Here is a 24,875-nt window from a genome sequence, read left to right on the forward strand (position 1 = left end):
GTAATATCGTCCGTGACGTGATCATCATCACACCACCACCGAGGAGTTCCCGTGACCGAGTCCACCCCCGAGCAGACCGCCGACCCCACCGCCGAGCACACCACCCCCAGCGGCGCCGGACGCACCGGCGTGGCCCGGCGCGCCGTCGTCGTCGGGGCCAACCGCATCCCCTTCGCCCGCGCCCACGGGGCCTACGCGAGCGCCGGCAACCAGGACATGCTCACCGCCGCCCTCGACGGCCTCGCCGCCCGCTACGGCCTGGCCGGGGAGCGGATCGGCGAGGTGGCCGCCGGCGCCGTGCTCAAGCACCCCAAGGACTTCAACCTCACGCGCGAGTCCGTGCTCGGCTCGGTGCTGGATCCGCGCACCCCCGCCTTCGACGTGCAGCAGGCCTGCGCCACCGGGATGGAGGCCGTCTCCACCCTGGCCAACAAGATCCGGCTGGGCCAGATCGACTCCGCCGTGGCCGGGGGCGTGGACTCGGCCTCCGACGCCCCGATCGTGGTCAGCGAGCGGCTGCGGCGGACCCTGCTCCAGCTCAACCGGGCGAAGACCACCCAGCAGAAGCTCAAGGCCCTGGCCGGCCTGCGCCCGGCCGACCTCAAGCCGGTGGCCCCCGGCACCGGGGAGCCGCGCACGGGCCTGTCCATGGGCGAGCACCAGGCGCTCACCACCGCCCGCTGGGGCATTTCCCGCGAGGCCCAGGACGAGCTCGCCGCCGCGAGCCACCGCCACCTGGCCGCCGCCTACGACCGCGGCTTCTTCGACGACCTCGTCACCCCCTTCCGCGGGCTGTCCCGGGACAACAACCTGCGCCCGGACAGCACGGTCGAGAAGCTCGCCGGGCTCAAGCCCGTCTTCGGGAAGTCCCTCGACGCCGAGGCGACGATGACGGCCGGCAACTCCACCCCGCTCACCGACGGCGCCTCCACCGTGCTGCTCGCCTCCGAGGAGTGGGCCGCCGAGCGCTCCCTGCCGGTGCTCGCCGACATCGTGGACGTCGAGGCCGCCGCGGTCGACTTCGTGCACGGGGACGAGGGGCTGCTCATGGCCGGCGCCTACGCCGTGCCCCGGCTGCTGGCCCGGCAGGGCCTGGCCCTGGACGACTTCGACTTCGTGGAGATCCACGAGGCCTTCGCCGCGACCGTGCTCTCCACCCTCGCGGCGTGGGAGGACGAGCAGTTCGGCCGCGAGCGCCTCGGCCTGGCCGGCGCCTTCGGCACCGTGGACCGCAGCCGGCTCAACGTCACGGGCTCGTCGCTGGCCGCCGGGCACCCCTTCGCCGCGACCGGCGGGCGCATCGTGGGCACCCTGGCCAAGCTGCTGCGCGAGCGCGCCGACGAGACCGGGCGCCCGGCGCGCGGGCTCATCTCGGTGTGCGCCGCCGGCGGTCTGGGCGTCACCGCGGTGCTCGAAGCCCGCTGACCCCGTCCCTCCACCGACCAGCACAGCAAGGACCCACCCCATGGCAGACACCTATCTCGACCTCGTCAGCTCCGCCTCCGGCGGGAAGCTCGCCCGGCAGCTCGGCCTGCCGGCCCCGGTCCGGCTGCGCCGGCACCGGCCCGGCGCCCCGCTGGTGCCGGGCCCCGTCCTCGTGCTGGGCCGAGGGGAGGAGGCCGACCGGATCGCGGCCTCCCTGCTCGGTTGGGACCTCGACGTGCGCCGCCACCCCGAGGACGTCCACCGGTTCGGGGCGGTCGTGCTCGCCCTGACCGAGCTCGCGGAGCCGGGGGAGCTGGCCGAGCCGGCCCTCGGCCTCGGCGCGGTGCTGCGCACCCTCGCCCCCGGCGGGCGCGTGGTCACCGTGTCCCGGCCCGCACCGGGGATCGGCACCGGCGCGGCCTCGGCCACCCCGGCGGCGGCCGAGCCGGTCGCCCCGGCCGTGGCCGCGGCCCGGCAGGCGGTGGTGGGCCTGCTGCGCTCCGTGGCCCAGGAGCTGCGCGGCGGGGCGACCGCCAACGGGGTGCTGCTCGCCGAGGGCGTGGCCCCCGAGGCCCCGAGCGTGCTGGGGGCCCTGCGGTTCCTGCTCTCGGGGCGCAGCGCCTTCGTGTCCGGACAGTTCGTCACGGTCGGCGACGACGCCGGGCGGCTCCCGGACGAGTGGGAGGCCCCGCTGCGGGGCAAGGTCGCCGCCGTCACCGGCGCGGCGCGCGGCATCGGCGCCCAGATCGCCCGCACGCTCACGGAGGCCGGGGCCCGCGTCGTCGTCGTCGACGTGCCGGCCGCGGGCGAGCCCCTGGCCGCCCTGGCCAACGAGCTGCGCGCCGTGGCCCTCCAGCTCGACGTCACGGACCCGCGCGCCGGGGAGCGGGTCCTCGGGCTCGCCCGGGAGCGCTTCGGGCGGCTGGACGTGGTGGTGCACAACGCCGGGATCACCCGGGACAAGCTGCTGGCCAACATGGACGCGTCCCGCTGGTCCTCGGTGCTCGCCGTCAACCTCGAGTCCCAGCTGCGGATGAACGAGCAGCTCCTGGCGGGCGAGGGGCTCGGGGAGGCCCCGCGGATCGTCTGCCTGGCCTCCACCAGCGGCGTGGCCGGCAACCGCGGGCAGACCAACTACGCCGCCTCCAAGGCCGGGGTGATCGGGATGGTCGCCGCCACGGCGCCGCTGCTCGCCGCCCGCGGAGGGACCGTCAACGCGGTGGCCCCCGGGTTCGTCGAGACCGAGATGACCGCCCGGATCCCCGCCGCCCGCCGGCAGGTCGCCCGCCGGCTGAACTCCCTGCAGCAGGGCGGGCTGCCGGAGGACGTCGCCCAGGCCGTGCTCTTCCTCGCCTCGGACGCCGCCGGCGGGGTCAACGGCCAGACGCTGCGGGTGTGCGGGCAGAACCTGGTGGGGGCGTGAGCATGGACGGCGCGTTCCGCGAGCAGGTGGTCCTCACCGACGTCCCCTCCCTCGGCGGGCTCTACGCGCGCGCCGCGGCCGGCGCCGCCGGGCGCGCCCTGACCCGCCGGCTCCCGCTCCGGCGGCCGGGGAGCCGCAGCGGGGCCGAGCCGGTGCTGCCCGCGGTGGAGCACGTCGTCGAGGGCGTGGCCGTCGACGCCTCCGCGCACGAGGCGTTCTGCCGCACGGTCGGGGCGTCCCTGCGGGAGGGCGCCCGCGGGCCGGAGGCCTTCTCCGGCTACCTGCACACCCTGGCGTTCCCGGTGGCGATGAGCGTGCTCACCCGCGGCGACTTCCCGCTGCCGGTGCTGGGCATGGTGCACCTGGCCAACGAGGTGGAGCACCGCGGCGCCGTCGCGGTGGGGGAGGACCTCACGGTCACGGCGCACGCCGAGCGGCTGCGCCCGCACCGGGCCGGGGCGCAGGTCGACCTCGTGGCCCGGCTGGCCCGGGAGGACGGCGAGCTCGTCTGGACGGGCCGCTCCACCTACCTCGCCAAGGGGGCGCGGGTGCCGGGGCCGGTCGAGGACGGCCCGCGCCGGGAGTTCGTGCCCCCGGCGCCGACCGGGCGCTGGCGGCTGCCGGCCCGGACGGGACGGGACTACGCGGCCGTGAGCGGGGACTGGAACCCCATCCACCTCTCCGGGCCCTCCGCGCGGGCGCTGGGGATGAAGGGGGCGATCGCACACGGGATGCACTGCGCCTCCCGCGCCCTGGCCGAGGTCGGCGTGCCGGCCGGGACGGCCTTCCGGTGGACGGTCGAGTTCGCCGCCCCGGTCCTGCTCCCGGGCACGGTGGCGGTCGCGATCGGCGACGCCGGGCGCGGCCCGCACTGGCGGCGTTCGGACTACGCCGGCTGGGACCCCCGCCGCGGCCGCCCGCACTTCACGGGGGCGGTCGAGCGGCTGGAGCCGTGACGAACCGCCCGCCGCGCCCGCTGAGCCCCCAGGGCCCGCCCCTGCCCACACCCCGGGTCTCCGAGCAGGAGTGGCGGGACGCGTGCTTCGTGCACTGGCGCACCGATCCCGCCCTCGTGGCTCCGCTGCTGCCGCGCGGGGTCCGGCCGGACCTGTACGACGGCTCCGCCTGGGTGGGGCTGGTCCCGTTCCGGATGGAGGGGGCGGGGCTGCTCGGCCGCGGCGGCGTCCCGTGGCTGGGCAGCTTCCTCGAGCTCAACGTCCGCACCTACTCCGTGGACGAGCAGGGCCGCCGCGGCGTGGTGTTCCACACCCTGGAGGCCGAGCGGGCCGCGGTCGTGCTGGGCGCCCGGAGCCTGCTGCGGGTGCCCTACCGATGGGCCCGGATGCGCTGCGCCCGGGAGCGGGACGGCGCCGGCCGCACCGTGCTGGACTACCGCAGCCGGCGCCGCGGCCTGCCCGGGCGCCCCCGGCCGGCCAGCCGGCTGCGGGTGGCCGTGGGGGAGCGGCTCGAGCGCCCCGGCCCGCTCGAGGTGTTCCTCACCGCCCGCTTCGGACTGCACACCCCGTGGTGGGGCCGCCCCCTGTGGGTGCCCAACACGCACGGGCCGTGGCCGCTGCACCGGGGCGAGCTCCTGGCGCTCGAGGACGACCTGGTGCGGGCCACGGGCTTCGGGGAGCTCGCCGCCCGCCCCCCGGACAGCGTCCTGTGCTCCCCGGGCGTGCGCACCGGCTTCGGGCTCCCGCTGCGCCTGGACGACCCGCGCTGAGGCGGCGCCGGACCGGCACCGCCGTGCCGCGCCGGGGGCTGTCCGGCCCGTGGGCCACAATGGTCGGGTGAGCCCACAGCAGAGGACAGACGACCGCCCCGTCGACGCCACCGGCCAGGACCTCAACCCGGCCCCGCCGAGCGAGGACCTCAAGGAGGAGTACGCGGAGCTCGTGGACCGGGTGCGTGCCGCGCGCACCGCGTACTACGTGGAGGACGCCCCCACGATCTCGGACGCCGAGTACGACGAGCTCTACCGGCGGCTCGAGGAGGTCGAGGCGCTGAACCCCGAGCTGGTGGCCAACGACTCGCCCACCCAGGAGGTCGGCGGCGAGGTCTCCACGGCGTTCGCGCCGGTGACCCACCTCGCCCGGATGTACTCCCTGGAGGACGTCTTCTCCATCGACGAGCTCACCGCCTGGATGGCCAAGGCCTCCGCCGCCGTCGAGGCGCTGCCGGACGCCCCGGGCCCGCGTGGCTCACCGAGCTGAAGATCGACGGGCTGGCCGTGAACCTGCTCTACCGCGACGGCGAGCTGGTGCGGGCCGCGACCCGCGGCGACGGCACGACCGGGGAGGACGTCACGCACAACGTGCGCACCATCGCCACGATCCCCACCACCCTCGCCGGGGACGACGTCCCCGAGGAGGTCGAGATCCGCGGCGAGGTGTTCATCTCCTCCCGCGACTTCCGCTCCCTCAACGAGGCGATCGTGGCCGAGGGCCGCGCCCCCTTCGCCAACCCCCGCAACGCCGCGGCGGGCTCCCTGCGGCAGAAGGACCCCGAGGTCACCGCCCGGCGCCGGCTGTCCATGTACGTGCACGGCGTGGGCGCCGCCACCGGCCTGCGCGCCGACACCCAGTCCGAGGTCTACGGGCTGCTCGAGCGGTGGGGGCTGCCGGTGAGCCCCTACTTCAGGGTGCTGCCGTCCACGGAGGAGGTCCTGGCGTTCATCGAGGAGTACGGCCGCCGCCGCCACGACCTCATCCACGAGATCGACGGCATCGTGGTCAAGGTCGACGACCGCCGCACCCAGTTCCGGCTCGGGCACACCTCCCGGGTGCCGCGCTGGTCCGTGGCCTACAAGTACCCGCCCGAGGAGGTGCACACGGAGCTGAAGGACATCCTGGTCAACGTGGGCCGCACCGGCCGGGTCACCCCCTTCGGGCTCATGGAGCCGGTGCGCGTCGCCGGGTCCACGGTGGAGATGGCCACCCTGCACAACCAGGACGTGGTGAAGGCCAAGGGCGTGCTCATCGGCGACACCGTGGTACTGCGCAAGGCCGGTGACGTGATCCCCGAGATCGTGGGCCCCGTGGTCGCCCTGCGCGACGGCACCGAGCGCGAGTTCGTGATGCCCGCCCACTGCCCCTCCTGCGGCACGGAGCTGCGCCCGGCCAAGGAGGGCGACGTCGACATCCGCTGCCCCAACGCCCGCAGCTGCCCGGCCCAGCTGCGCGAGCGGGTCTTCCACGCCGCCGGGCGCGGCGCCTTCGACATCGAGGCCCTCGGCTACGAGTCCGCCCTGGCGCTGACCCGGCCCGACGAGCCGGAGACCCCGCCGCTGACCAGCGAGGCGCACCTGTTCGACCTCACGCCGGAGGACCTGCGCGAGGTCCGGATCCGGCGGGAGAAGAAGTCCCGCGGCACCCCCACGGGGGAGACGGAGCTCGTGCCGTACTTCTGGTCGAAGGGCACCGCCAAGAAGCCGTCCGAGCCCACCGCCACCACCCGCAAGCTCTTCGAGGAGCTCGAGAAGGCGAAGTCCCAGCCGCTGTGGCGGGTGCTCGTGGCGCTGTCCGTCCGGCACGTGGGCCCCACCGCGGCCCGCTCCCTGGCCACCGCGTTCGGCTCGATGCAGGCCATCCGCGACGCCGACGAGGAGACCCTGGCCCACACCGACGGGGTGGGGCCCGTCATCGCCGCGTCCGTCAAGGAGTGGTTCGCCGAACCGTGGCGGTGCGAGATCGTGGAGCGGTGGGCGGCCGCCGGGGTGCGCATGGTGGACGAGGTCGACGAGTCGGTGCCCCGCACCCTCGAAGGCGTCACGGTGGTCATCACCGGCACCCTGGAGCGCTTCAGCCGCGACTCGGCGAAGGAAGCGGTCCTGGTGCGCGGCGGCAAGGCCTCCGGATCGGTGTCGAAGAAGACCCACTTCCTGGTGGCCGGGGAGAGCGCGGGCACCAAGCTGGACAAGGCCGAGCAGCTGGGCGTGCCGGTGCTGGACGAGGAGGGCTTCGAGCGCCTCCTCGCCGGCGGGCCGGATGCCGTGGCCCCCGGCGGCACGGGCGAGGACGCGGGCGAGGACGGCGGCGCCGGCGAGGTCCCGGCCGGCCCGGGCATTGCGCGCAAGGGCACGGCGCAGGAGAGCACGGCAGACGACAGCACGGCAGACGACAGCGCGGCGGAGTCCGCCGACGACGAGGACGGGGCCTGAGCATGGGACGCCACGACGACGCACTGGACGGGCTCGGCCCCACCGGCGGGGAGCTGGAGGAGCTGCTCGAGCTGGCGCTGGCGGCCGCCGAGGCCGGCGCCGAGGTGCTCCGGGGCCGGGACGCCGCACGGCTCGACGTCACCGGCAAGTCGGGGGCGGGGGACTGGGTCACCCGCTTCGACGTCGCGGCCGAGCAGGCGGTGCTGCGCACGGTGCTGGACCGTCGTCCGCACGACACGGTGACCGGCGAGGAGTCGGGCACGCACCGGCCCGAGCAGCCCTCCGGGATCCGCTGGTCGGTGGACCCGCTCGACGGCACGACGAACTTCATCCGCGGCATCGTGTACTACTGCACGTCCGTGGCCGCCGCCGACGCCGAGGGCAACTGGCTCGTGGGCGTGGTCAACGCCCCGGCCCTGCGCCGGACCTACTTCGCGGTGCGGGGCGCCGGGGCGTGGCTGGAGACGGACGGCACCACGCGCCGTCTCACCGGGCCCGAACCGGGCCGGCCGGGGCGCGTCTACGGGACCGGCTTCTCCTACGACGCCGCCCAGCGCGACCGCCAGTTCCATACTTTCTTGAGCACAATGCGCCAGTACACGGACATGCGGCGTCTGGGTTCTGCGGCGCTGGACCTGTGCATGGTGGCCGACGGCACACTGGACGGCTACGGCGAGCAGGGCCTGCACGAGCACGACTGGGCGGCCGGTGCGCTCATCGCGGAGGAGGCCGGAGCGCTCGTCCGCCGCCCCGCGCTGCCCTCCCCGGCCGAGGGCGCCGTGCCGTCCGCCGACCGTCTCGCGGCCTGGATCACCGCACGTGAGCGCGGAATTCCCGGCTGAGACGGGGCGGTCCGGCCCCCGGGGCCGGGTGTGAGATGCCTCTCGTGACTTGACCGAGACAAAACCGTTGCCCTAGCGTGACATTCGAAGCGTTCTTCCCGAGGGCATGCCCTCCGCTTCCGGAGCACGGCTCCGCACCGTCGGGTTTCGTCACGGCCCGACACCCCCACGCAGACGGCTGGTGTTATACCTCACGTCGAGCGCCAGGGGGGTAGCGCAACAGAAATCGTTACGCTACCGTGATCAACAGCTTCCCCGAGGATCTCCTCCGGGGATCCGGTGTGCCCCGACCCAGCCTCGGGCGCGCCACCAAATCATGCTAGGTGCTGCCGTAACACCGCACGTCGTCTGAAGGGCAGCCACCTGTAAGCACTTACCCGACCACACCTTTGACGGGTAGACGACGGCGCGAAGACATCCGGGGACGGAAACGAGCGCAGGTGGCCCAAGGGAGCATCATGACCAACGCCAACGCTGTTCGTCGCAACGTCCGTCGCGGTGCCGCCGCCCTGATCCTCGGCGGGACCGCCGTGGGTGCCATGGCCCTCCCGGCCAACGCCGCCCCGGCTTCGACCTGGGACGCCCTCGCCGAGTGCGAGTCCGGTGGCAACTGGAACACCAACACGGGCAACGGCTTCTCCGGCGGCCTGCAGTTCACCCCGTCGACCTGGGCCGCCTTCGGCGGCACCGGCGCCCCGCAGGACGCCTCCCGTGAGCAGCAGATCGCCGTGGCCGAGAACGTGCTCGACGGCCAGGGCTGGGGCGCGTGGCCCGCCTGCTCCGCCAAGCTGGGCCTGAGCGGCAGCGCCGCCCCGTCCGCCAACCCGATGGGCTCCGCCACCACCGTGGCTCCCCAGTCCGTGCAGGCCCCGGCCCCGATCGAGGCCGCCCCGGCCCCGGTCGCCGCCCCGGCTCCGGCCCCCGTGCAGGCCGCTCCCGCGCCGGCCCCGGCCGCCGCCCCCGTGGTCGAGTACGTCGCCCCGGCCGCCGTCGTGGCCCCGGCCCCCGTGGCCGGCGAGTCCTACACCGTGGTCCCCGGTGACACCCTCTCGATCATCGCCGAGAAGCTGGGCGTCCACGGTGGCTGGGAGGCGCTGGCCGCCGCCAACGCCGGCAGCATCGCCGACCCGAACCTGATCTTCCCCGGTCAGGTGCTGAACATCCCCGCCTGATCCCTCCCGGGATCGGCACCGCGCGGCCTCGCCGCGCAGCACGAGACGAAGGGCCCCTCCGCGTGCGGAGGGGCCCTTCGTCCCGTGTGCGGGCGGCCACGGCCGGCCCGGGTGCGGCGTCAGGCGCTCAGAGCCACAGCCAGGGCTCGGTGGGTTCGGCCGCCACGTCCCCGAAGCTCACCGAGCGCTCGGCTCCCTTGACGCGGTAGGACTGGATGATGCGCAGGGACTCGCCCTCGCGGTGCTGGACCTCCACGGCCACCGCGGTCTGCCCGGAGCGGTCCGGCAGGGTCACCGGGAACGCCACGCCCGCGCAGAGGATCTCGTCCCGCAGCTGCTCGGCCCGGTCCCGCAGCGCCTGCAGCGCCGCCTCGGGGGAGAGCTCCTCCACCTGCTCCGGCGGCAGGGCGTCGAGCTCGTACTCGCCGTCCTTGCGGGCGGTCACGAGGAAGGCCGGAAAGGCCCCGTGCTGCCCCAGCTGCTGCTCGGCCACGGCCTGGACGTGCGCCACGACCGTGTCGATCGTCTCGGCGGCGTCCTTGCTGACCCGCTGGCGCCAGGCGTTGGCGGCGTCCGTGGCCGAGACCGAGCGCGTGGCCCTCCCGGGCCGGGCGCCGGCGGGGCGGTCCTTCCGGGCGCCGCGGGCCTTCTTCGTGCGGGCGGGGGTGCTCTTGGCCATGTCCGGGTGCTCCTGTGTGGTGGGTGGGCGTACCTCCAGGGTATGCCCCCGCACCGGCCCCTCCGCCGCGCGGGCGGCGGGGGCCGCGCGGCTAGACTGGAGCGGAAACCACCCCGACCACGAGCAGGAGTGCGCATGTCTGCGATCACCCGCGAGCAGGTCGCCCACCTGGCGAAGCTCGCGCACATCGAGATGACCGAGGAGGAGCTGCGGTCCATGGCCACGGAGCTGGACCTCGTCGTCGACTCGGTCGCGTCCGTCAGCGAGGCCGCCGGCCCGGACGTCCCGGCCACGAGCCACCCGATCCCGCTGCAGAACGTCTTCCGCGAGGACGTCGTGGGCGAGACCCTCACCGCCGAGGAGTCGCTCAGCAACGCCCCCGACGCCGCCGAGGGCAAGTTCAAGGTGCCCGCGATCCTGGACGAGGAGTAGCCGCATGACGACCACCGGTACCCCCCAGGGCGTCGCCGGCCTCTCGGCCGCCGAGCTCGCCCAGCAGCTCGCCGCCGGCGAGGTCAGCTCCGTGGAGGCCGTCCAGGCGCACCTGGACCGCATCCGGGACACCGACGGCGCTCCCGTCGACCCCGCCGACCGCAGCCGCGGCAAGAGCGGGCTCAACGCCTTCCTGCACGTGAACACCGAGGAGGCCCTGTCCGTGGCCGCCGAGGTGGACGCCGCCCGCGCCCGCGGCGAGGAGCTGCCCGAGCTGGCCGGCGTGCCGATCGCGGTCAAGGACCTCATCGTCACCAAGGGCCAGCCCACCACCGCGGCCTCCCGGATGCTCGAGGGCTGGATGAGCCCCTACGACGCCACCGTGACCCGCCGGCTGCGCGCGGCGCGCATGCCCGTGCTCGGCAAGACGAACCTGGACGAGTTCGCGATGGGCTCCTCCAACGAGCACTCAGCGTTCGGCGACACCCGCAACCCGTGGGACCTCGCCCGGATCCCGGGGGGCTCCGGCGGCGGCTCCGCCGCGGCCGTCACCGCCTTCCAAGCGCCCCTGGCCCTGGGCACCGACACCGGCGGGTCCATCCGCCAGCCGGCGGCCCTGACCGGCTCGGTGGGCATGAAGCCGACCTACGGCGGGGTCTCCCGCTACGGCGTGATCGCCATGGCGTCCTCCCTGGACCAGGTGGGCCCGGTGGCCCGGACGGTGCTCGACGCCGCGCTGCTGCACGAGGTGGTGGGCGGGCACGACCCGCAGGACTCCACCTCGCTGCCGGGCCCGGCCGGGCCCCTCGCCGCCCAGGCCCGGGCCGGGGCCGCGGAGGGCGGGCTGAAGGGACTGCGCGTGGGCGTGGTCCGGGAGCTCACGGGCGAGGGCTTCCAGCCCGGCGTCCAGCAGCGCTTCGGCGAGGCCGTGGAGCTGCTGCGCTCGGCCGGCGCCGAGATCGTGGAGGTCTCCACCCCGAACTTCCGCTACGCCCTGGGGGCCTACTACCTGATCATGTCCTCGGAGGTCTCCTCGAACCTCGCCAAGTACGACGGCGTGCGCTTCGGCCACCGCGTGCTGCCCGAGGGCGGGCCGCTGACCATCGAGCGGGTGATGGGCGCCACGCGGGCCGCCGGCTTCGGCGCGGAGGTCAAGCGGCGCATCATCCTGGGCACCTACGCCCTGTCCGCCGGCTACTACGACGCCTACTACGGCTCGGCGCAGAAGGTCCGCACCCTGGTGCAGCGCGACTTCGCCGCCGCCTTCGAGCAGGTGGACGTGCTCGTCTCCCCGACGGCGCCGACCACGGCCTTCGAGCGCGGCGCCGTGGACGAGTCCGCGGACCCCATGCAGATGTACCTCAACGACATCGCGACCATCCCCACCAACCTGGCCGGCGTGCCCGCGATCTCCGTCCCCGGTGGCCTCGCCCCCGAGGACGGGCTGCCCGTGGGCATCCAGTTCATGGCCCCGGCCCGGGAGGACGCCCGGCTCTACCGCGCCGGCGCCGGCCTGGAAGCCCTGCTCGCCGACCGCTGGGGCGGGCCCCTGTGGAAGGACCTGCCCGACACCGCCGCGCTGGTCCGCGACCTGGCCGCCGAGTCCACCCTGTCCGCACCCGTCCGGGGAGGAGCCCGCTGATGACCCAGACCACCGAAGAGGTCCTGTCCTTCGACGAGGCCATGGAGAAGTACGACCCCGTCCTCGGCTTCGAGGTCCACGTGGAGCTGAACACGCGGACCAAGATGTTCGACGCCGCCCCCAACGTCTTCGGCGACGAGCCGAACACCAACGTCACCCCCGTCTCCCTGGGCCTGCCCGGGGTGCTGCCCGTGGTCAACCGGGTGGCCGTGGAGTCGGCGATCAAGCTCGGCCTGGCCCTGGGCTGCGAGATCCGCCCGGTGTCCCACTTCGCCCGGAAGAACTACTTCTACCCGGACACCCCGAAGAACTTCCAGACCTCCCAGTACGACGAGCCGATCGCCGAGAACGGCTCCGTCGACGTGGAGCTGGAGGACGGGACGGTGTTCACCGTCGAGATCGAGCGCGCCCACATGGAGGAGGACGCCGGCAAGCTCACCCACCTGGGCGGGGCCGCCGGCCGCATCCAGGGCGCCGACTTCTCCCTGGTGGACTACAACCGCGCCGGGGTGCCGCTGATCGAGATCGTGACCAAGCCCATCGTGGGCGCCGGTTCCCGGGCCCCCGAGCTGGCGCGCGCCTACGTGACCGTCATCCGCGAGATCGTCAAGAACCTCGGCATCTCGGACGCCCGGATGGAGCGCGGCAACGTCCGCTGCGACGCCAACGTGTCCCTCATGCCCAAGGGCGCGTCCACGTTCGGCACCCGCTCCGAGACGAAGAACGTGAACTCGCTGCGCGCCGTCGAGCGCGCCGTGCGCTTCGAGATCCAGCGGCACGCCGCCGTCCTGGACGGCGGCGGGACCATCGTGCAGGAGACCCGGCACTGGCACGAGGACACCCGCTCCACCACCAGCGGGCGGCCGAAGTCCGACGCCGACGACTACCGCTACTTCCCCGAGCCGGACCTCGTGCCGGTCGTGACGGACGAGGCGTGGATCGAGCGGCTGCGGGCGGAGCTGCCCGAGCCCCCGGCCGAGCGCCGCAAGCGGCTGCAGGCCGCCTGGGGCTTCTCGGACGAGGAGTTCCGCGACGTCGTCAACGCGGGCGTGCTCGACGAGATCGAGCAGACCGTCGCGGCCGGGGCCGCCCCGGCCGCGGCCCGCAAGTGGTGGATGGGCGAGATCGCCCGCCTGGCCAAGCAGCGGGAGGTCGAGATCGCGGAGCTGGGGGTCACCCCGCAGCACGTCGTCGAGCTCGACGGGCTCATCGGCGCCGGCAAGATCAACGACAAGCTGGCCAAGAAGGTCCTCGCCCACGTCCTGGAGGGCGAGGGCTCCCCGGCCGAGGTCGTCGAGCAGCGCGGTCTGGCGGTCGTCTCCGACGACAGCGTGCTCACTGCGGCGATCGACGACGCCATGGCGCAGATGCCCGACGTCGTCGCGAAGGTCCAGGCCGGCAAGGTGCAGGCCGTGGGCGCGCTCATCGGCCCGGTCATGAAGGCCACCCGCGGCCCCTCGGCGCCTCCCCTCCTGTGGGCGCTCCCGGCGTTTGCTCCCCGCGTTTCCTCCCGGTGTTTCCTTCCGATGTTTCCTCCTGGCGAGGCCTCCCTCGGCCGGGTCCGCGGGGGACGAGCACGGGCCCCGGGCGGCGTGCGAGCATGGGCGGATGGACTCTGTGCAGGACGTGCTCATCATCGGCGGCGGCATCGCCGGACTGTCCCTGGCCTCCGCCCTGGCCGAGCGGCGGGGCAGCGGCGCCGGGATCGTGCTCGCCGAGGCCGAGCCGGCCCTGGCCCACCACACCTCCGGGCGCTCCGCCGAGCAGCTCATCCCCAGCTACGGTCCCGCACCCGTGCGCGAGCTCACCGCCGCCACCGTCGCCGGGCTCCTGGACCCGAGCCCGGCACCGCCGCGCCCCCTGGCCTGGCCCAGCCGCATGGTGCTCGTGGGCACCGCGGCCGGGCTGCGCGCGGAGGCCGTCCCGGGGCTGCGGCAGCTCTCCCGCCCCGCCCTGGTGGAGCTGTGCCCCGAGCTGGCCAGCTCTCCGCCGGAGGAGGTGGCGGGCGGGCTGCTCGACGACACCTCGGTGCGCACCGACGCCGGCGCCCTCGTGGCCTGGCACCGGGCGCGCGCGGCGGCGGCCGGGGTGCGGATCCTCACCGGAGCGCCGGTCACCGCGGCCGCACCCGACGGCGAGGGCTGGCGCGCCGCGGTGGGCGGGCAGGAGGTCCGCGTCCGCCGCGTCGTCGTGGCCGCGGGCGCCTGGGCGGACGACGTGGCGGGCCGGTTCGGCGCCGCACCGCTCGGGCTGCGCCCGCTGCGGCGCACCGCGGCCCTCGTCCGTCTCGCCAAGCCCCTGGCCCCGGACCACCCCATGGTCGTCGCCGCGGACTCCGGCTGGTACTACCGGCGGGCCGGGGACGGGGCGCTGGTCTCCCCGTCCGAGGCGGTGCCGAGCGAGCCGTGCGACGCGCAGCCGGTGCGCGAGGACGTCGAGGACCTCGTGGCCCGGCTCAACACCGTGACGTCGCTGGGCGCCACCGGGATCGAGCGGGCCTGGACCGGGCTGCGCACCGAGTCCCCGGACGGCGTGCCGGTGTGCGGGTTCGACCCGGAGGTCCCGGGGCTGCTCTGGCTGGCCGGCCAGTCCGGCTACGGCTTCCAGACGAGCACGGCCATGGCCCGCGCCGCCGCGGACCTGCTCGGGGACGGCGCGGTGGGCCCGTGGTGCTCCCGGGAGACCGCCGCCGCCCTGGACCCGGGGCGCTTCCGCACCGGGCAGCCGCTCGCCTGACCTCGGGGGCCTCGGCCCAGGGGGGCGGCACGCTCCGGCGCTCGAGGACCGCGAAGGGCACCGCTCGCCGCGCAGGGAGCCGGCCCCCGCGCCGGCCGCTCAGGCGCCGGCCAGTCCCATCCGGTCCAGCACCCAGGCGTACTCCCAGGCGGTGTCCTTCCACTGCGCGTACCGTCCGGACGCCCCGCCGTGGCCGCCGGCCATCTCGCAGCGCAGCAGCACGGCGTGGCCGGAGGTCGTGGCCTCCCGCAGGGCGGCGACCCACTTGGCCGGCTCCACGTAGAGCACCCGGGTGTCGTTGAGGCTGGTCACGGCCAGGACCGGGGGATACGGCAGCGGGCGGACGTTCTCGTAGGGGGAGTAGTCGCGCATGTACCGGTAGACGTGGCTGTCCTCGATCGGGTTGCCCCACTCCTCCCACTCCAGGGCCGTGAGGGGCAGCGAGGGGTCGAGGATGGAGGTCAGCGGGTCCACGAACGGCACGGCCGCCAGCGCGCCGCAGTACTTCTCGGGGGCCAGGTTGAGCACCGCGCCCACGAGCAGTCCGCCCGCGGACCCGCCCATCACCAGGATCCGCCGCTCGTCGAGGTCCGGGCGGGCGGCCAGGTGGTCGGTCACCGCCACGTAGTCGGTGAAGGTGTTGACCTTGTGCAGCTTCTTGCCCTCCTCGTACCAGGACCGGCCCAGCTCGCCGCCGCCGCGCACGTGGGCGACCGCCCAGACCACGCCGCGGTCCAGCAGGGACAGCCGGGAGACGGAGAAGCCCGGGTCGGTGCTGTGCTCGTAGGAGCCGTAAGCGTACTGCACCACCGGGGCTGGCACCGCGGGGTCCAGGTCCGCCCGGCGGACCAGGGAGACGGGGATGCGGGTGCCGTCCGCGGCGGTGGCCCAGTCCCGCTCCACCGTGTAGTCGCCCGGGTCGTAGCCGCCGAGCACGGTGGTCTCCCGGCGCAGCACGGGCTCGGCGGGCAGGGCGTCGTCGGCTCCGGTCGCGCCGGCGGGGAAGACGTCGTAGACGCGCGGGGGCGTGGTGAAGGAGGTGTAGGACAGCCGCAGTACGGGGGCGTCGTGCTCGGCGGCGGCCACTCCGGCGGTGTAGAGCTGCTCCGCGAAGGCCGGCTCCACGGCCGCCGCCTGGGCCTCCGTGCCGAGGCCCGCGAGGGGCAGCAGCCGCACCCGCAGCGTGGTCTCCGCCCGCACGGAGACCACCAGGTGCGTGGCCGTGACGGCGCAGCCGTTGACCCGCACGGTGTCCGAGGCCGGGACGACGTCGCGCAGGTCCACCTCCGCGACCGGGCGGCCGAGGTCGGCCGGGTCCATGAGCGAGACCCGGGAGTTCGGGGCCTCGTGGTCGTGGGTCAGCAGGATCTGCTCGCGGCCGTCCAGCAGGAAGGGCTCGGCCTCGTAGAGCACCCGGTCGGTGCGCGGCAGCACCACCTGCAGCGGGGCCTGCGGGTCCGCCACCGGCTGGATCAGCTGCTCGGAGAACTCCGAGCACATGGCCTCCACCACGATCCAGCGCCGGTCCGCGGACAGCCCCGCGCCCAGCCACAGACCCGGGTCGGCCTCCTCGTGGACCACGACGTCCTCGGCCACCGGGGTGCCCAGGACGTGGCGGCGCAGCTGGTGGGGCCGCCAGGACTCGTCCACCACGGTGTAGTAGACCGCGCGGGCGTCGGGGGTGAGGAAGGACCCGTAGAAGGTGCCGGGGATCTCGTCGGCGAGCAGCGCCCCGGTGGTGAGGTCGCGCACGCGCAGGGTGAAGCGCTCGTCCCCGGTGACGTCCTCGGCCCAGGCCAGCAGCTCCCCGTCCTCGGAGACGTCGAAGCTGCCGAGGGAGTAGAACTCGTGCTTCGCGGACTCCGCGTTGGCGTCGAGCAGCACCTGCTCGCCCGCCATGGGGGTCCCGGGCCCGACGACGGGCGGGGTCCAGTCCGCGAGGAGGTCCCCGGTGGTCGCGGCCGGCACCCGGCAGAACACCTGGTGCGCGCCGCCCTCCACCGTGCGGGAGAAGTACCACCAGTCCCCGCGCCGGTTCGGCACCGACAGGTCGGTCTCCTGGGTGCGGCCCTTGATCTCCCCGAAGATCGACTCCCGCAGCCCGGCCAGGTGGGCCGTGCGGGCCTCCGCGTACTCGTTCTCCGCGGTGAGGTGGGCGAGCACCTCCGGGGACTCCTTCGCCCGCATCCACTCGTAGGGATCGGAGAACAGGTGGCCGTGGAAGGTGCGCTCGGCGGGCTGCCGGCGGATCTGCGGGGGAAGAGCTGTCATGTGCCCATCCTAGGGAAGGCACCCCGCCCGCCGCTGGCCGGCCCGGGGGCGCGGCGCCGGCGAGGGGCCCGCGACCCGGCGGTCCGCCCGGGCGGTGCCAGAATGGCCGCATGAGCACCCCCGCGCACCTCGCCCCGCGCCCGCCGGCCTTCGGCTCCACCCGCGCCGACCTGTGGATGCAGGTGGTCCTCGTGCTGGGGGTCTCCCTGGGCGCCTCCGCGCTCTACGCGGTGCTCTCCCTGGCCGAGCAGCTGGCCCGCGGCCCGCTCTCGGAGGCGCAGGCCACGATGAACCCGCCGCTGAGCGTGCAGCCGCTGATCGACCTGCTGCGCCAGCTCACGGGCATCGGCCTGGACCTGGTCCCGGTGCTGCTGGCGCTGTACCTGCTCGCCGGCTCCGCCGGCGCGCTGGGCACGGTGCGGCGGCGGATCGGGCTCGACGCCCGGATGCCGGTCCCGGACCTCGGGCTGGGCACCGTCCTGTTCCTCGTCATGGGGCTGGGCACCCTGGCCCTCTACGCGGCCGGCCGCGCCCTGGGCCTCACCGCGGAGGTGACGACCTCCGGGCTGGCCGAGCACTGGTGGACGGTGCCGGTGCTGCTGCTCTCCGCGCTGCGCCACGCCCTGGTCGAGGAGGTGGTGGTGGTCGCGTTCCTGACCGACCGGCTCACCCGCATCGGCTGGCGCTGGCCGGTGGTGCTGGTGGTCACGGCGCTGTTCCGCGGCAGCTACCACCTCTACCAGGCATCGGGCCCTTCCTCGGCAACGTGGTGATGGGCCTGGTCTTCGCCGAGCTCTACCGGCGCACCGGGCGGGTCATGCCCCTCGTCGTCGCGCACTTCCTGCTGGACGCCGTGGGCTTCCTGGGCGTCGGCCGGCTGCTCGGCTGAGGCGGGCCCGCCGTGCGGGCCCGCCTCGGCCGGCGCCTCAGATCGTGACCAGCCCGTCGGGGGTGCCGAAGGACACCGAGAGCAGCCCGGGCGTGCCCTCCGGATAGCGCCACTCCACCGCCAGGTCCTCGAGCGCGGTCTCCACGGGCGCGCCCAGCCACTCGGCCACCCGCTCGGGCGCCCCGGCGATGCACATCCCGGCGAGGGCCACGTCGGTGATCCGCGCCTGGGACGGGTGCATCTCCGGGGCCGAGTCGAAGCGCACCATGAACGGCAGCTGGGGATCGGCGATCAGGCCCTTGACGCCGATCTGGTGCCACTCCAGGCACCGGCCGTCGGGGAAGACCCGGTGGCCGGGCACCGCGTGCCGGCCGAGGCGCTGCTCGAAGGGCGCGAGGTCGTCGACCTCGACGACCCAGCCCAGCCAGCCGCCGCCGGCCTCGGAGCGGGCGCGCACGGCCCGGCCGAACGGGGCCTTCTCCGCCGCGGGGTGCTCGAGGACCTCGACGACCTCGACGTACTGGTGGTTGGTGAGCGGAAGGATCATGTTGCGGGTGCCGAAACGGGGGTGCACCCCACCCTTGACCGGCTCGATCCCGAGCTGGTCGGCAATGCGCTCGGTGGTGGCCGTCAGGCCCTCCGGGCGGCAGGCGTAGGACACGTGGTCGACTCTCATGGGCTCATCGTGGCACCGTGTGACTTTCGTCTCCAAATCGGTCCCCGGCGGGGTGCTCCCCGGCCCGTCCGGCGCGTGCGCGGGGCGCTCGCCGCACCCCGGCTTGACGCCGTGTCGCCCGAATCCGGAGAATGCTGTCCAGGTCATGAGCGCCAGCGTCCAAGCCCCAGCTAGCTGGCCGGCAACCCTCCACCGCGGTGGGGTGCCCTGGGTGAAGACCGGGCTCCTCGCGACCGGCGAGCGAGCAAGCGCGGGTCCTCGGTGCCCGGCCGTCGCACGGCAGCACCACCACGGTCGGACACCGGACCCCTGACACCCGCAAGGAGTCTCCCGGCATGTCCGAGTCCACTGCTTCCACGGCCGACCGCACCGCGACCGCGCTGCCCACCCCCGAGCACCCGGCCGGCTGGTCGTTCGAGACCCAGCAGATCCACGCCGGCCAGCGCCCCGATCCGGTGACCGGCTCCCGCGCCCTGCCCATCCACCAGAGCACGTCCTTCGTCTTCCCCGACGCCCAGGCCGCTGCGGACCGCTTCGCGCTCGCGGAGCTGGGACCCATCTACACCCGCATCGGCAACCCGACCACGGAGGTCGTGGAGAACCGCATCAGCGCCCTGGAGGGCGGGGTGGGCGCCTGATGCTCAGCGCTGGGCAGTCGGCCACGACGTTCGCGGTGCTCAACCTCGCCGGGGCGGGGGACCACGTGGTGGCCAGCCCGAGCCTGTACGGCGGGACGTACAACCTCCTCAAGTTCACGCTGCCCAAGCTCGGCATCGAGACCACCTTCGTGACCGACCCGGACGACCCGGAGGCCTGGCGGCGGGCCGTGCGCCCGAACACCAAGGCGTTCTACGCCGAGACCATCCCGAACCCGCGCAACGACGTCCTCGACATCGAGACGGTCTCCGGGATCGCCCACGACCACGAGGTCCCGCTCATCGTGGACAACACGGTGGCGACCCCCTACCTCGTCCAGCCGTTCCGCTGGGGCGCGGACATCGTGGTGCACTCCGCCACGAAGTTCATGGGCGGGCACGGCACCGCGATCGGCGGCGTGATCGTGGACTCCGGCGCCTTCGACTTCGGCCGGTACCCGGAGCGCTTCCCCGGCTTCAACGAGCCCGACGAGTCCTACGGCGGGCTCGTTTACGCCCAGGCCCTCGGCGCGGAGGGCGCGTTCGGGGTCAACCTCTCCTACATCCTCAAGGCCCGGGTGCAGCTGCTGCGCGACCTCGGCTCGGCGATCTCCCCGTTCAACGCCTTCCTCATCGAGCAGGGCATCGAGACGCTGTCGCTGCGCATGGAGCGCCACGTGGCCAACGCCGGGGAGGTGGCCCGCTGGCTGGAGGCGCGGGAGGACGTCCGCTCGGTGAGCTGGGCGGGGCTGGAGTCCTCGCCCTGGCACGACCGGGCGCGCAAGTACGCGCCCCGCGGCGCCGGCTCCGTCCTCGGGTTCGTCCTCGAGGGCGGCCGGGCGGCCGGCGCGGCCTTCGTGGACGCCCTGACGCTGCACTCCAACGTGGCGAACATCGGCGACGTCCGCTCCCTGGTGATCCATCCCGCGTCCACCACGCACAGCCAGCTGCTGCCCGAGGAGCAGCTCGCGGCGGGGGTGGAGCCCGGCTTCGTGCGCCTGTCCGTGGGGCTGGAGAACGTCACGGACATCCTGGCGGACCTGGAGCAGGGCTTCGCCGCGGCCGCGGCCGGAGGGCAGGAGTGAGCGTGACGGTGCTGCGCGGCGCCGGCGCGGACGTGCGCGAGGACGGCGTGCCGCGGCACGCCGAGATCGGCACCCTGGAGCTGGAGTCCGGCTTCCGGCTGCCGGAGGTCCGGATCGCCTACGAGACCTGGGGCGTGCTCGCCCCGGACGGCTCCAACGCGGTGCTCGTGGAGCACGCCCTGACCGGGGACACCCACGTCGCCGCCGGGAGGGCCCGGCCCGGGGCCCCGGAGGCGCGGCGCCGCGCCGCCGAGAGCGGCGGCTGGTGGGACGGCCTGGTCGGCCCCGGCGCCGCCATCGACACCGACCGCTACTTCGTGGTGTGCGCCAACATCGTGGGCGGCTGCTACGGCTCCACGGGACCGTCCACCCCGGCCCCGGCCGAGGTGGACCCCGAGCGCCGGCCCTGGGGCTCCCGCTTCCCCCTGGTCACCGTGCGGGACTCCGTGCGCGCGGAGGCCGCCCTGGCCGACGCCCTGGGCATCGACACGTGGCGCCTGGTCATCGGCGGGTCCATGGGCGGGGCGCGCGCCCTGGAGTGGGCGGTGACCTACCCGGAGCGGGTCCGGGCCTGCGCGGTGGTCGCCGCGTGCCCCCAGTCCAGCGCCGAGCAGCTCGCCTGGGGGCAGGCGCAGAACCTCGCGATCCGCCAGGACCCGGACTTCCGGGGCGGGGACTACTACGACGGGCCCTTCCCGGTGACCGGGCTGGGCCTGGCCCGGCGGATCGCCCACATCACCTACCGCTCCGCCGACGAGCTGCACCACCGGTTCGGGCGCACCCCGCAGGCCGAGGAGCAGGTGATCGGCACCCACCCCGGGGGCCGCGGGCGCTACCAGGTCGAGAGCTACCTCGACCACCAGGCCTCCAAGCTCGCGGGCCGGTTCGACGCCAACAGCTACCTCGCCGTCAACGAGACGCTCATGTCCCACGACGTCTGCCGCGGCCGCGGCACGCTGGAGGAGGCCCTGTCGGTGACCTCGTGCGAGTGGCTGGTGGCCGCGGTCGACTCCGACCGCCTGTACCTCCCGCGCGAGTCCGACGTCCTGGCCGCCGCCCTGCCCGGGGACGTCCGGCGGCACACCCTCACGTCCCCGTCCGGGCACGACGGGTTCCTCATCGAGGCGCCACAGGTGGGGAAGCTGCTCGTGGAGACCGTGCTGGCCCGCCCCTGCGCCCGGGCGGGCGGCGCCGCGGGTGGCACACTGGTGCCATGACCGACGCCCCCGCCCCGACCGGAACCGCCCCGCACGCGACCACCCCGCACGCCGTGTGGAGCACCGACCCCGCCGCCCGCCCCGGCACCCCGCTGCTCGTGCTGCTGCACGGCTACGGCTCGCACGAGCACGACCTGATGGGCCTCGTCCCGGAGCTGCCGGGCGAGTTCAGCGTGGCCTCCCTGCGCGCGCCCCAGCCCGCGCAGCTGGGCTTCCAGTGGTTCCCGCTCGCGGCCGACCTCAGCTTCTCCGCCGAGCGCGTCGCCGAGGCGGTGGCGCCCGTGGCCGCCTGGCTGCGCGAGCGCGCCGCGGAGCACTCCAGCATCACGCTGCTGGGCTTCTCGCAGGGCATGGCGATGGCCACCTCGCTGGCGCGCGCCCTGCCCGGGGAGATCGCCGCGGTGGTGGGCCTGTCCGGGTTCGTGGTGCCGGGCGAGCACACAGCCTTCGCGGACGAGCGGCTGCGCGAGCGTCCCCTGCCGATGTTCTGGGGCCGCGACCCGCAGGACCCGGTCATTCCGCAGCACCTCGTCGACAGCACGGCCGAGTGGATGCTCGAGCACGCCGACGTCATGAAGGTGCACTACACCGGGGTGGGCCACGGGATCAGCCCCCAGGAGCTGCGCCACGTGCGGGAGTACCTCACCCACGTGGTCCTGGGGGGCTGACCCCGGACGCTCAGCCGCCCGCGGTGATCCGGACGGCGGCGTCCCCGGTCGAGACCACGTCGCCCGGGTGCAGCTGCCGGCCGCGCCGCGTCTCGACCTCGCCGTTGACGCTCACCCGCCCCTCCTCCACGAGGGAGCGGGCCTGGGCGCCGTCCTCGGCGAGGTTGGCCAGCTTCAGGGCCTGGCCGAGCCGGATCATGTCGTCGCGGATGGGCAGGTCGTCGGTGTGCCGGGGCGTCGGGGAGCTCGTCATGCCCCCAGTGTCCCAGGTACTGGCGGCCGGCGGGCCGCAGCGGCACCCGCCCCCGTTCCGCCGGTCGGCGACGGTCCCGGCGATTGGCTACCCTGGGTCGGGACGCCGCCCGCGGCGTCCCCGACCCGTGACGGCCGACGACGGCCGCATCCCCGGCGGCGACCCGCCGGGCTACGCAACCCACCACGCGCGTCCGCAGCCGGCGGTCGGGCGAGAACCTGGAGTGATCCCCATGGCCCCCAAGTCCACGTTGGACAACGTCATCTCGCTGGCCAAGCGCCGCGGTTTCGTGTTCCAGGCGGGTGAGATCTACGGCGGCTCCCGCTCCGCCTGGGACTACGGGCCCCTCGGCGCCGAGCTCAAGGAGAACATCAAGCGCGAGTGGTGGCAGACCTTCGTGCGCGGGCGCGAGGACATGGTGGGCCTCGACTCCTCGATCATCCTGCCGAAGGCCGTCTGGGAGGCCTCCGGGCACGTGGCCACCTTCACGGACCCGCTCGTGGAGTGCACCTCCTGCCACCGGCGCGCCCGCCAGGACCACCTGATCGAGGCGTTCGAGGAGAAGAAGGGCCGTGCCCCGGAGAACGGGATGGCCGAGATCCCCTGCCCCAACTGCGGCACCAAGGGCCAGTGGACCGAGCCCCAGCAGTTCTCCGGCCTGCTGAAGACCTTCCTCGGCCCGGTCGACAACGAGGAGGGCCTGCACTACCTCCGGCCCGAGACCGCGCAGGGCATCTTCGTGAACTTCAACAACGTGGTCACCGCCTCGCGCAAGAAGCCGCCGTTCGGCATCGGCCAGATCGGCAAGGCCTTCCGCAACGAGATCACCCCGGGCAACTTCATCTTCCGCACCCGCGAGTTCGAGCAGATGGAGATCGAGTACTTCACCCACCCCTCCGAGGCCGGGCACTGGTTCGACGAGTGGGTCGAGGCGTGCTGGAGCTGGTTCACCGACCTCGGCATCGACCCCGACCACATGCGCCGCTACGACGTCCCCGAGGACGACCGCGCGCACTACTCCGCCGGGACGATCGACATCGAGTACCGGTTCGGCTTCCAGGGCAACCCGTGGGGCGAGCTCATGGGCGTGGCCAACCGCACCGACTACGACCTCGGCGTGCACAACCAGCACTCCAACGCCGACCTCAGCTACTTCGACCAGCAGACCAACGAGCGCTACGTGCCCTACGTGATCGAGCCCTCCTTCGGGCTGACCCGCTCGATGATGGCCTTCCTGGTGGACGCCTACACCGAGGACGAGGCGCCCAACTCCAAGGGCGGGGTGGACAAGCGCACCGTGCTGAAGCTGGACCCGCGGCTGGCCCCGGTCAAGGCCGCCGTCCTGCCGCTGTCCCGCAACGAGGAGCTCTCGCCGAAGGCCCGGGACCTGGCCGCCGAGCTGCGCCGGAACTGGAACATCGACTTCGACGACTCCGGGGCGATCGGGCGCCGCTACCGCCGCCAGGACGAGATCGGCACCCCGTACTGCATCACCGTGGACTTCGACACCCTCGAGGACCAGGCCGTGACCATCCGCGAGCGGGACGCCATGACCCAGGAGCGCGTGGCCCTGGACCAGGTGAAGTCCTACCTCGCCGAGAAGCTCGTCCGCTGATGAGCGCCGCGCTCACCCTGCGCCCCTGGCGGGACGGCGACGACCTGCGGCTGCTGGAGGTGTGGCCGGACCCGGAGACCCCGCAGGCCGCCGCGTTCCGCGCCGTGCTGCGCCCCGACGCCGACACCCCGTGGTCGCGGACCGTGGTCGCGGAGGACGCCGGGGTGCCGGTCGCCGCCGGGACCGTCTACGAGTCGGCGCTGCACCCCCTGCGGCTGTGGGTCTACGTCGAGGTCGCCCCCGACCGCCGCGGCGAGGGCATCGGCCGGGCCCTGCTGGAGCGGCTGCGCGCCGAGGCGGCGGACTCGCCCTCGGGCGTGCGGGCGCTGCGCACCAAGGCCGGGCCCGGCTCGGCGGGGGAGCGGTTCGCCCGCGCGGCCGGCCTGGAGCCCGTCCAGGTCTCCACGGTGGTCCGCGTCGGAGCCGGGGCGCTGCCGCTGCAGCCGCTGCGCGAGCACCCCGACGGCACGCCGGCCCAGGCCGTGGAGGACCTGGCCACCGGCTCCGTGGAGCTCACCCGGGCGCTGTGGGAGTTCTACCGCTCCGTGCACGCCTGGGACCGGCCGGCCGAGCTGCCAATCGGGCGGGTCAACCAGCTGTTCCTCTCCGACGCCGCGCACGCGTACGGGGCCCTGGTGCTGCGCAACGGCGTGGCGGCGGGGGAGCGGGGGCGGATCTCGGCCTTCGCCGTCAGCTACCGACCGGTCGAGCTGGACGCCGCCCCGGGCGGCGGCCCGGAGCCGGACGCGGGGCGGACGGCCGAGGACGCCCCGGCGCACGTGGTGCTCGGCTGGACCCCGGAGGACGCCGCGGCGGGACCGGCGCTGGAGCGGCTGCTGGCCCTGCTGGCCCACCAGCACCCGGTGCAGTTCCAGGTGGACGGGTCCATGGCGCCGCTGACCACCGTCGTCGAGAACCTGCTCGCCGCCGGCGCGGCCACGGTCGTGGAGACCACCGTGGTCCTCGCGGAGCCGCCCGCGGCCTGAGCTGCTGCGGCACGGGCCGGGCCCCGGGACCACGGTCCCGGGGCCCCGGCCCGTCGGCCGTCCGTGA

17 protein-coding genes, 4 pseudogenes and 1 riboswitch are annotated in these 24,875 nt (G+C 74.7%); of the genes and pseudogenes, 17 read left to right on the forward strand and 4 right to left on the reverse strand.

Annotated elements, in window-relative coordinates; all coding sequences use genetic code 11:
* The first annotated feature begins 51 nt into the window (after positions 1-51).
* From BJF77_RS18145 to BJF77_RS18175, 7 genes and pseudogenes are all read left to right on the forward strand, one after another.
* Complete coding sequence (locus BJF77_RS18145; protein WP_075873051.1) at positions 52-1,425, forward strand: acetyl-CoA C-acetyltransferase; 1,374 nt, start codon at positions 52-54, stop codon at positions 1,423-1,425.
* 40 nt (positions 1,426-1,465) lie between these two features.
* Positions 1,466-2,848: a 3-oxoacyl-ACP reductase gene (locus BJF77_RS18150; protein WP_075873052.1), complete on the forward strand. Its 1,383-nt coding sequence runs from the start codon at positions 1,466-1,468 to the stop codon at positions 2,846-2,848.
* A gap of 2 nt (positions 2,849-2,850) precedes the next feature.
* The gene (locus BJF77_RS18155; RefSeq protein ID WP_075873053.1) at positions 2,851-3,804 is read left to right on the forward strand and encodes a MaoC/PaaZ C-terminal domain-containing protein; all 954 of its coding nucleotides are present in this window, start codon (positions 2,851-2,853) and stop codon (positions 3,802-3,804) included.
* Entirely contained in the window at positions 3,801-4,574 is a 774-nt protein-coding gene (locus BJF77_RS18160; RefSeq protein ID WP_083665253.1) for a YqjF family protein, read from the forward strand. Before BJF77_RS18155 ends, BJF77_RS18160 begins: the two co-directional genes overlap by 4 nt.
* A 67-nt stretch (positions 4,575-4,641) precedes the next feature.
* Positions 4,642-7,010, forward strand: a pseudogene (gene ligA, locus BJF77_RS18165) (NAD-dependent DNA ligase LigA).
* A 2-nt stretch (positions 7,011-7,012) separates the two neighbouring features.
* Complete coding sequence (locus BJF77_RS18170) at positions 7,013-7,852, forward strand: inositol monophosphatase family protein (protein ID WP_075873054.1); 840 nt, start codon at positions 7,013-7,015, stop codon at positions 7,850-7,852.
* Positions 7,853-8,310: 458 nt separating this feature from the next.
* A complete protein-coding gene (locus tag BJF77_RS18175) occupies positions 8,311-9,024 on the forward strand; it encodes a transglycosylase family protein (RefSeq protein ID WP_075873055.1) in 714 nt (237 codons plus the stop codon).
* A 127-nt stretch (positions 9,025-9,151) separates the two neighbouring features.
* On the opposite strand, the gene BJF77_RS18180 is transcribed toward BJF77_RS18175, so the two are convergent.
* Positions 9,152-9,703: a hypothetical protein gene (locus tag BJF77_RS18180; RefSeq protein WP_139318653.1), complete on the reverse strand. Its 552-nt coding sequence runs from the start codon at positions 9,701-9,703 to the stop codon at positions 9,152-9,154.
* Positions 9,704-9,838: 135 nt separating this feature from the next.
* Between BJF77_RS18180 and gatC the strand changes: the two genes are divergently transcribed.
* The 4 genes and pseudogenes from gatC to BJF77_RS18200 all read left to right on the forward strand — a co-directional run bounded on the left by gatC (position 9,839) and on the right by BJF77_RS18200 (position 14,513).
* Positions 9,839-10,135, forward strand: coding sequence for an Asp-tRNA(Asn)/Glu-tRNA(Gln) amidotransferase subunit GatC (gatC, locus tag BJF77_RS18185; protein WP_047803351.1), 297 nt, complete (start codon positions 9,839-9,841; stop codon positions 10,133-10,135).
* Between the two features lie 4 nt (positions 10,136-10,139).
* Positions 10,140-11,777, forward strand: coding sequence for an Asp-tRNA(Asn)/Glu-tRNA(Gln) amidotransferase subunit GatA (gatA, locus tag BJF77_RS18190; RefSeq protein WP_075873056.1), 1,638 nt, complete (start codon positions 10,140-10,142; stop codon positions 11,775-11,777).
* Positions 11,777-13,231 (forward strand): annotated as a pseudogene (gene gatB / locus BJF77_RS18195) (Asp-tRNA(Asn)/Glu-tRNA(Gln) amidotransferase subunit GatB); the annotation flags it as partial. The gene gatA and the pseudogene gatB, both read left to right, overlap by 1 nt.
* Positions 13,232-13,385: 154 nt before the next feature.
* On the forward strand, positions 13,386-14,513 hold the full coding sequence (locus BJF77_RS18200; RefSeq protein ID WP_075873057.1) for an FAD-binding oxidoreductase: 1,128 nt from the start codon (positions 13,386-13,388) through the stop codon (positions 14,511-14,513).
* Positions 14,514-14,612: 99 nt separating this feature from the next.
* Here BJF77_RS18200 and BJF77_RS18205 read toward each other — a convergent pair whose 3' ends face one another.
* Positions 14,613-16,784: a S9 family peptidase gene (locus BJF77_RS18205; protein ID WP_075873058.1), complete on the reverse strand. Its 2,172-nt coding sequence runs from the start codon at positions 16,782-16,784 to the stop codon at positions 14,613-14,615.
* Positions 16,785-16,894: 110 nt separating this feature from the next.
* Here BJF77_RS18205 and BJF77_RS18210 point away from each other — a divergent pair.
* Positions 16,895-17,673 (forward strand): annotated as a pseudogene (locus tag BJF77_RS18210) (CPBP family intramembrane glutamic endopeptidase).
* A gap of 37 nt (positions 17,674-17,710) precedes the next feature.
* Here the strand turns inward: BJF77_RS18210 and BJF77_RS18215 are convergent.
* Positions 17,711-18,349: a VOC family protein gene (locus BJF77_RS18215; protein ID WP_075873059.1), complete on the reverse strand. Its 639-nt coding sequence runs from the start codon at positions 18,347-18,349 to the stop codon at positions 17,711-17,713.
* 141 nt (positions 18,350-18,490) lie between these two features.
* Positions 18,491-18,606: riboswitch (SAM riboswitch) on the forward strand.
* Positions 18,607-18,684: 78 nt separating this feature from the next.
* Here BJF77_RS18215 and BJF77_RS18220 point away from each other — a divergent pair.
* From BJF77_RS18220 to BJF77_RS18230, 3 genes and pseudogenes are all read left to right on the forward strand, one after another.
* A pseudogene (locus BJF77_RS18220) lies at positions 18,685-20,069 on the forward strand (bifunctional o-acetylhomoserine/o-acetylserine sulfhydrylase).
* A complete protein-coding gene (locus tag BJF77_RS18225; RefSeq protein ID WP_075873060.1) occupies positions 20,066-21,286 on the forward strand; it encodes a homoserine O-acetyltransferase in 1,221 nt (406 codons plus the stop codon). Before BJF77_RS18220 ends, BJF77_RS18225 begins: the two are co-directional and overlap by 4 nt.
* Positions 21,283-21,954 (forward strand): alpha/beta hydrolase, encoded by a 672-nt coding sequence (locus tag BJF77_RS18230; protein WP_075873061.1) that lies wholly within the window; start codon positions 21,283-21,285, stop codon positions 21,952-21,954. The genes BJF77_RS18225 and BJF77_RS18230 overlap by 4 nt, the downstream gene beginning before the upstream one ends.
* Positions 21,955-21,964: 10 nt before the next feature.
* Here the strand turns inward: BJF77_RS18230 and BJF77_RS18235 are convergent, their stop codons facing one another.
* Complete coding sequence (locus BJF77_RS18235; RefSeq protein ID WP_075873062.1) at positions 21,965-22,207, reverse strand: RNA-binding S4 domain-containing protein; 243 nt, start codon at positions 22,205-22,207, stop codon at positions 21,965-21,967.
* Positions 22,208-22,439: 232 nt separating this feature from the next.
* On the opposite strand from BJF77_RS18235, the gene BJF77_RS18240 reads away from it, so the two are divergent.
* Both BJF77_RS18240 and BJF77_RS18245 read left to right on the forward strand, forming a co-directional pair.
* Positions 22,440-23,822, forward strand: coding sequence for a glycine--tRNA ligase (locus tag BJF77_RS18240; protein WP_075873063.1), 1,383 nt, complete (start codon positions 22,440-22,442; stop codon positions 23,820-23,822).
* Positions 23,822-24,808 carry a GNAT family N-acetyltransferase gene (locus BJF77_RS18245; protein WP_075873064.1) on the forward strand — a complete coding sequence of 329 codons (987 nt, stop codon included), beginning with the start codon at positions 23,822-23,824 and terminating at the stop codon, positions 24,806-24,808. The genes BJF77_RS18240 and BJF77_RS18245 overlap by 1 nt, the downstream gene beginning before the upstream one ends.
* The last annotated feature ends 67 nt before the right edge of the window (positions 24,809-24,875 follow it).

This window comes from Kocuria sp. CNJ-770 (genome assembly GCF_001942375.1).
GTDB classification, from domain to species: domain Bacteria; phylum Actinomycetota; class Actinomycetes; order Actinomycetales; family Micrococcaceae; genus Kocuria; species Kocuria oceani.

What these genes read in the sequence shown, in the direction of transcription:
- BJF77_RS18180 (WP_139318653.1), bottom strand. Translation starts at nt 9,703, where the DNA reads ATGGCCAAGAGCACCCCCGCCCGCACGAAGAAGGCCCGCGGCGCCCGG.
- BJF77_RS18150 (WP_075873052.1), top strand. Translation starts at nt 1,466, where the DNA reads ATGGCAGACACCTATCTCGACCTCGTCAGCTCCGCCTCCGGCGGGAAG.
- BJF77_RS18175 (WP_075873055.1), top strand. Translation starts at nt 8,311, where the DNA reads ATGACCAACGCCAACGCTGTTCGTCGCAACGTCCGTCGCGGTGCCGCC.
- gatA (WP_075873056.1), top strand. Translation starts at nt 10,140, where the DNA reads ATGACGACCACCGGTACCCCCCAGGGCGTCGCCGGCCTCTCGGCCGCC.
- BJF77_RS18170 (WP_075873054.1), top strand. Translation starts at nt 7,013, where the DNA reads ATGGGACGCCACGACGACGCACTGGACGGGCTCGGCCCCACCGGCGGG.
- BJF77_RS18230 (WP_075873061.1), top strand. Translation starts at nt 21,283, where the DNA reads ATGACCGACGCCCCCGCCCCGACCGGAACCGCCCCGCACGCGACCACC.
- BJF77_RS18240 (WP_075873063.1), top strand. Translation starts at nt 22,440, where the DNA reads ATGGCCCCCAAGTCCACGTTGGACAACGTCATCTCGCTGGCCAAGCGC.
- BJF77_RS18205 (WP_075873058.1), bottom strand. Translation starts at nt 16,784, where the DNA reads ATGACAGCTCTTCCCCCGCAGATCCGCCGGCAGCCCGCCGAGCGCACC.
- BJF77_RS18200 (WP_075873057.1), top strand. Translation starts at nt 13,386, where the DNA reads ATGGACTCTGTGCAGGACGTGCTCATCATCGGCGGCGGCATCGCCGGA.
- BJF77_RS18215 (WP_075873059.1), bottom strand. Translation starts at nt 18,349, where the DNA reads ATGAGAGTCGACCACGTGTCCTACGCCTGCCGCCCGGAGGGCCTGACG.
- BJF77_RS18235 (WP_075873062.1), bottom strand. Translation starts at nt 22,207, where the DNA reads ATGACGAGCTCCCCGACGCCCCGGCACACCGACGACCTGCCCATCCGC.
- BJF77_RS18155 (WP_075873053.1), top strand. Translation starts at nt 2,851, where the DNA reads ATGGACGGCGCGTTCCGCGAGCAGGTGGTCCTCACCGACGTCCCCTCC.
- BJF77_RS18245 (WP_075873064.1), top strand. Translation starts at nt 23,822, where the DNA reads ATGAGCGCCGCGCTCACCCTGCGCCCCTGGCGGGACGGCGACGACCTG.
- gatC (WP_047803351.1), top strand. Translation starts at nt 9,839, where the DNA reads ATGTCTGCGATCACCCGCGAGCAGGTCGCCCACCTGGCGAAGCTCGCG.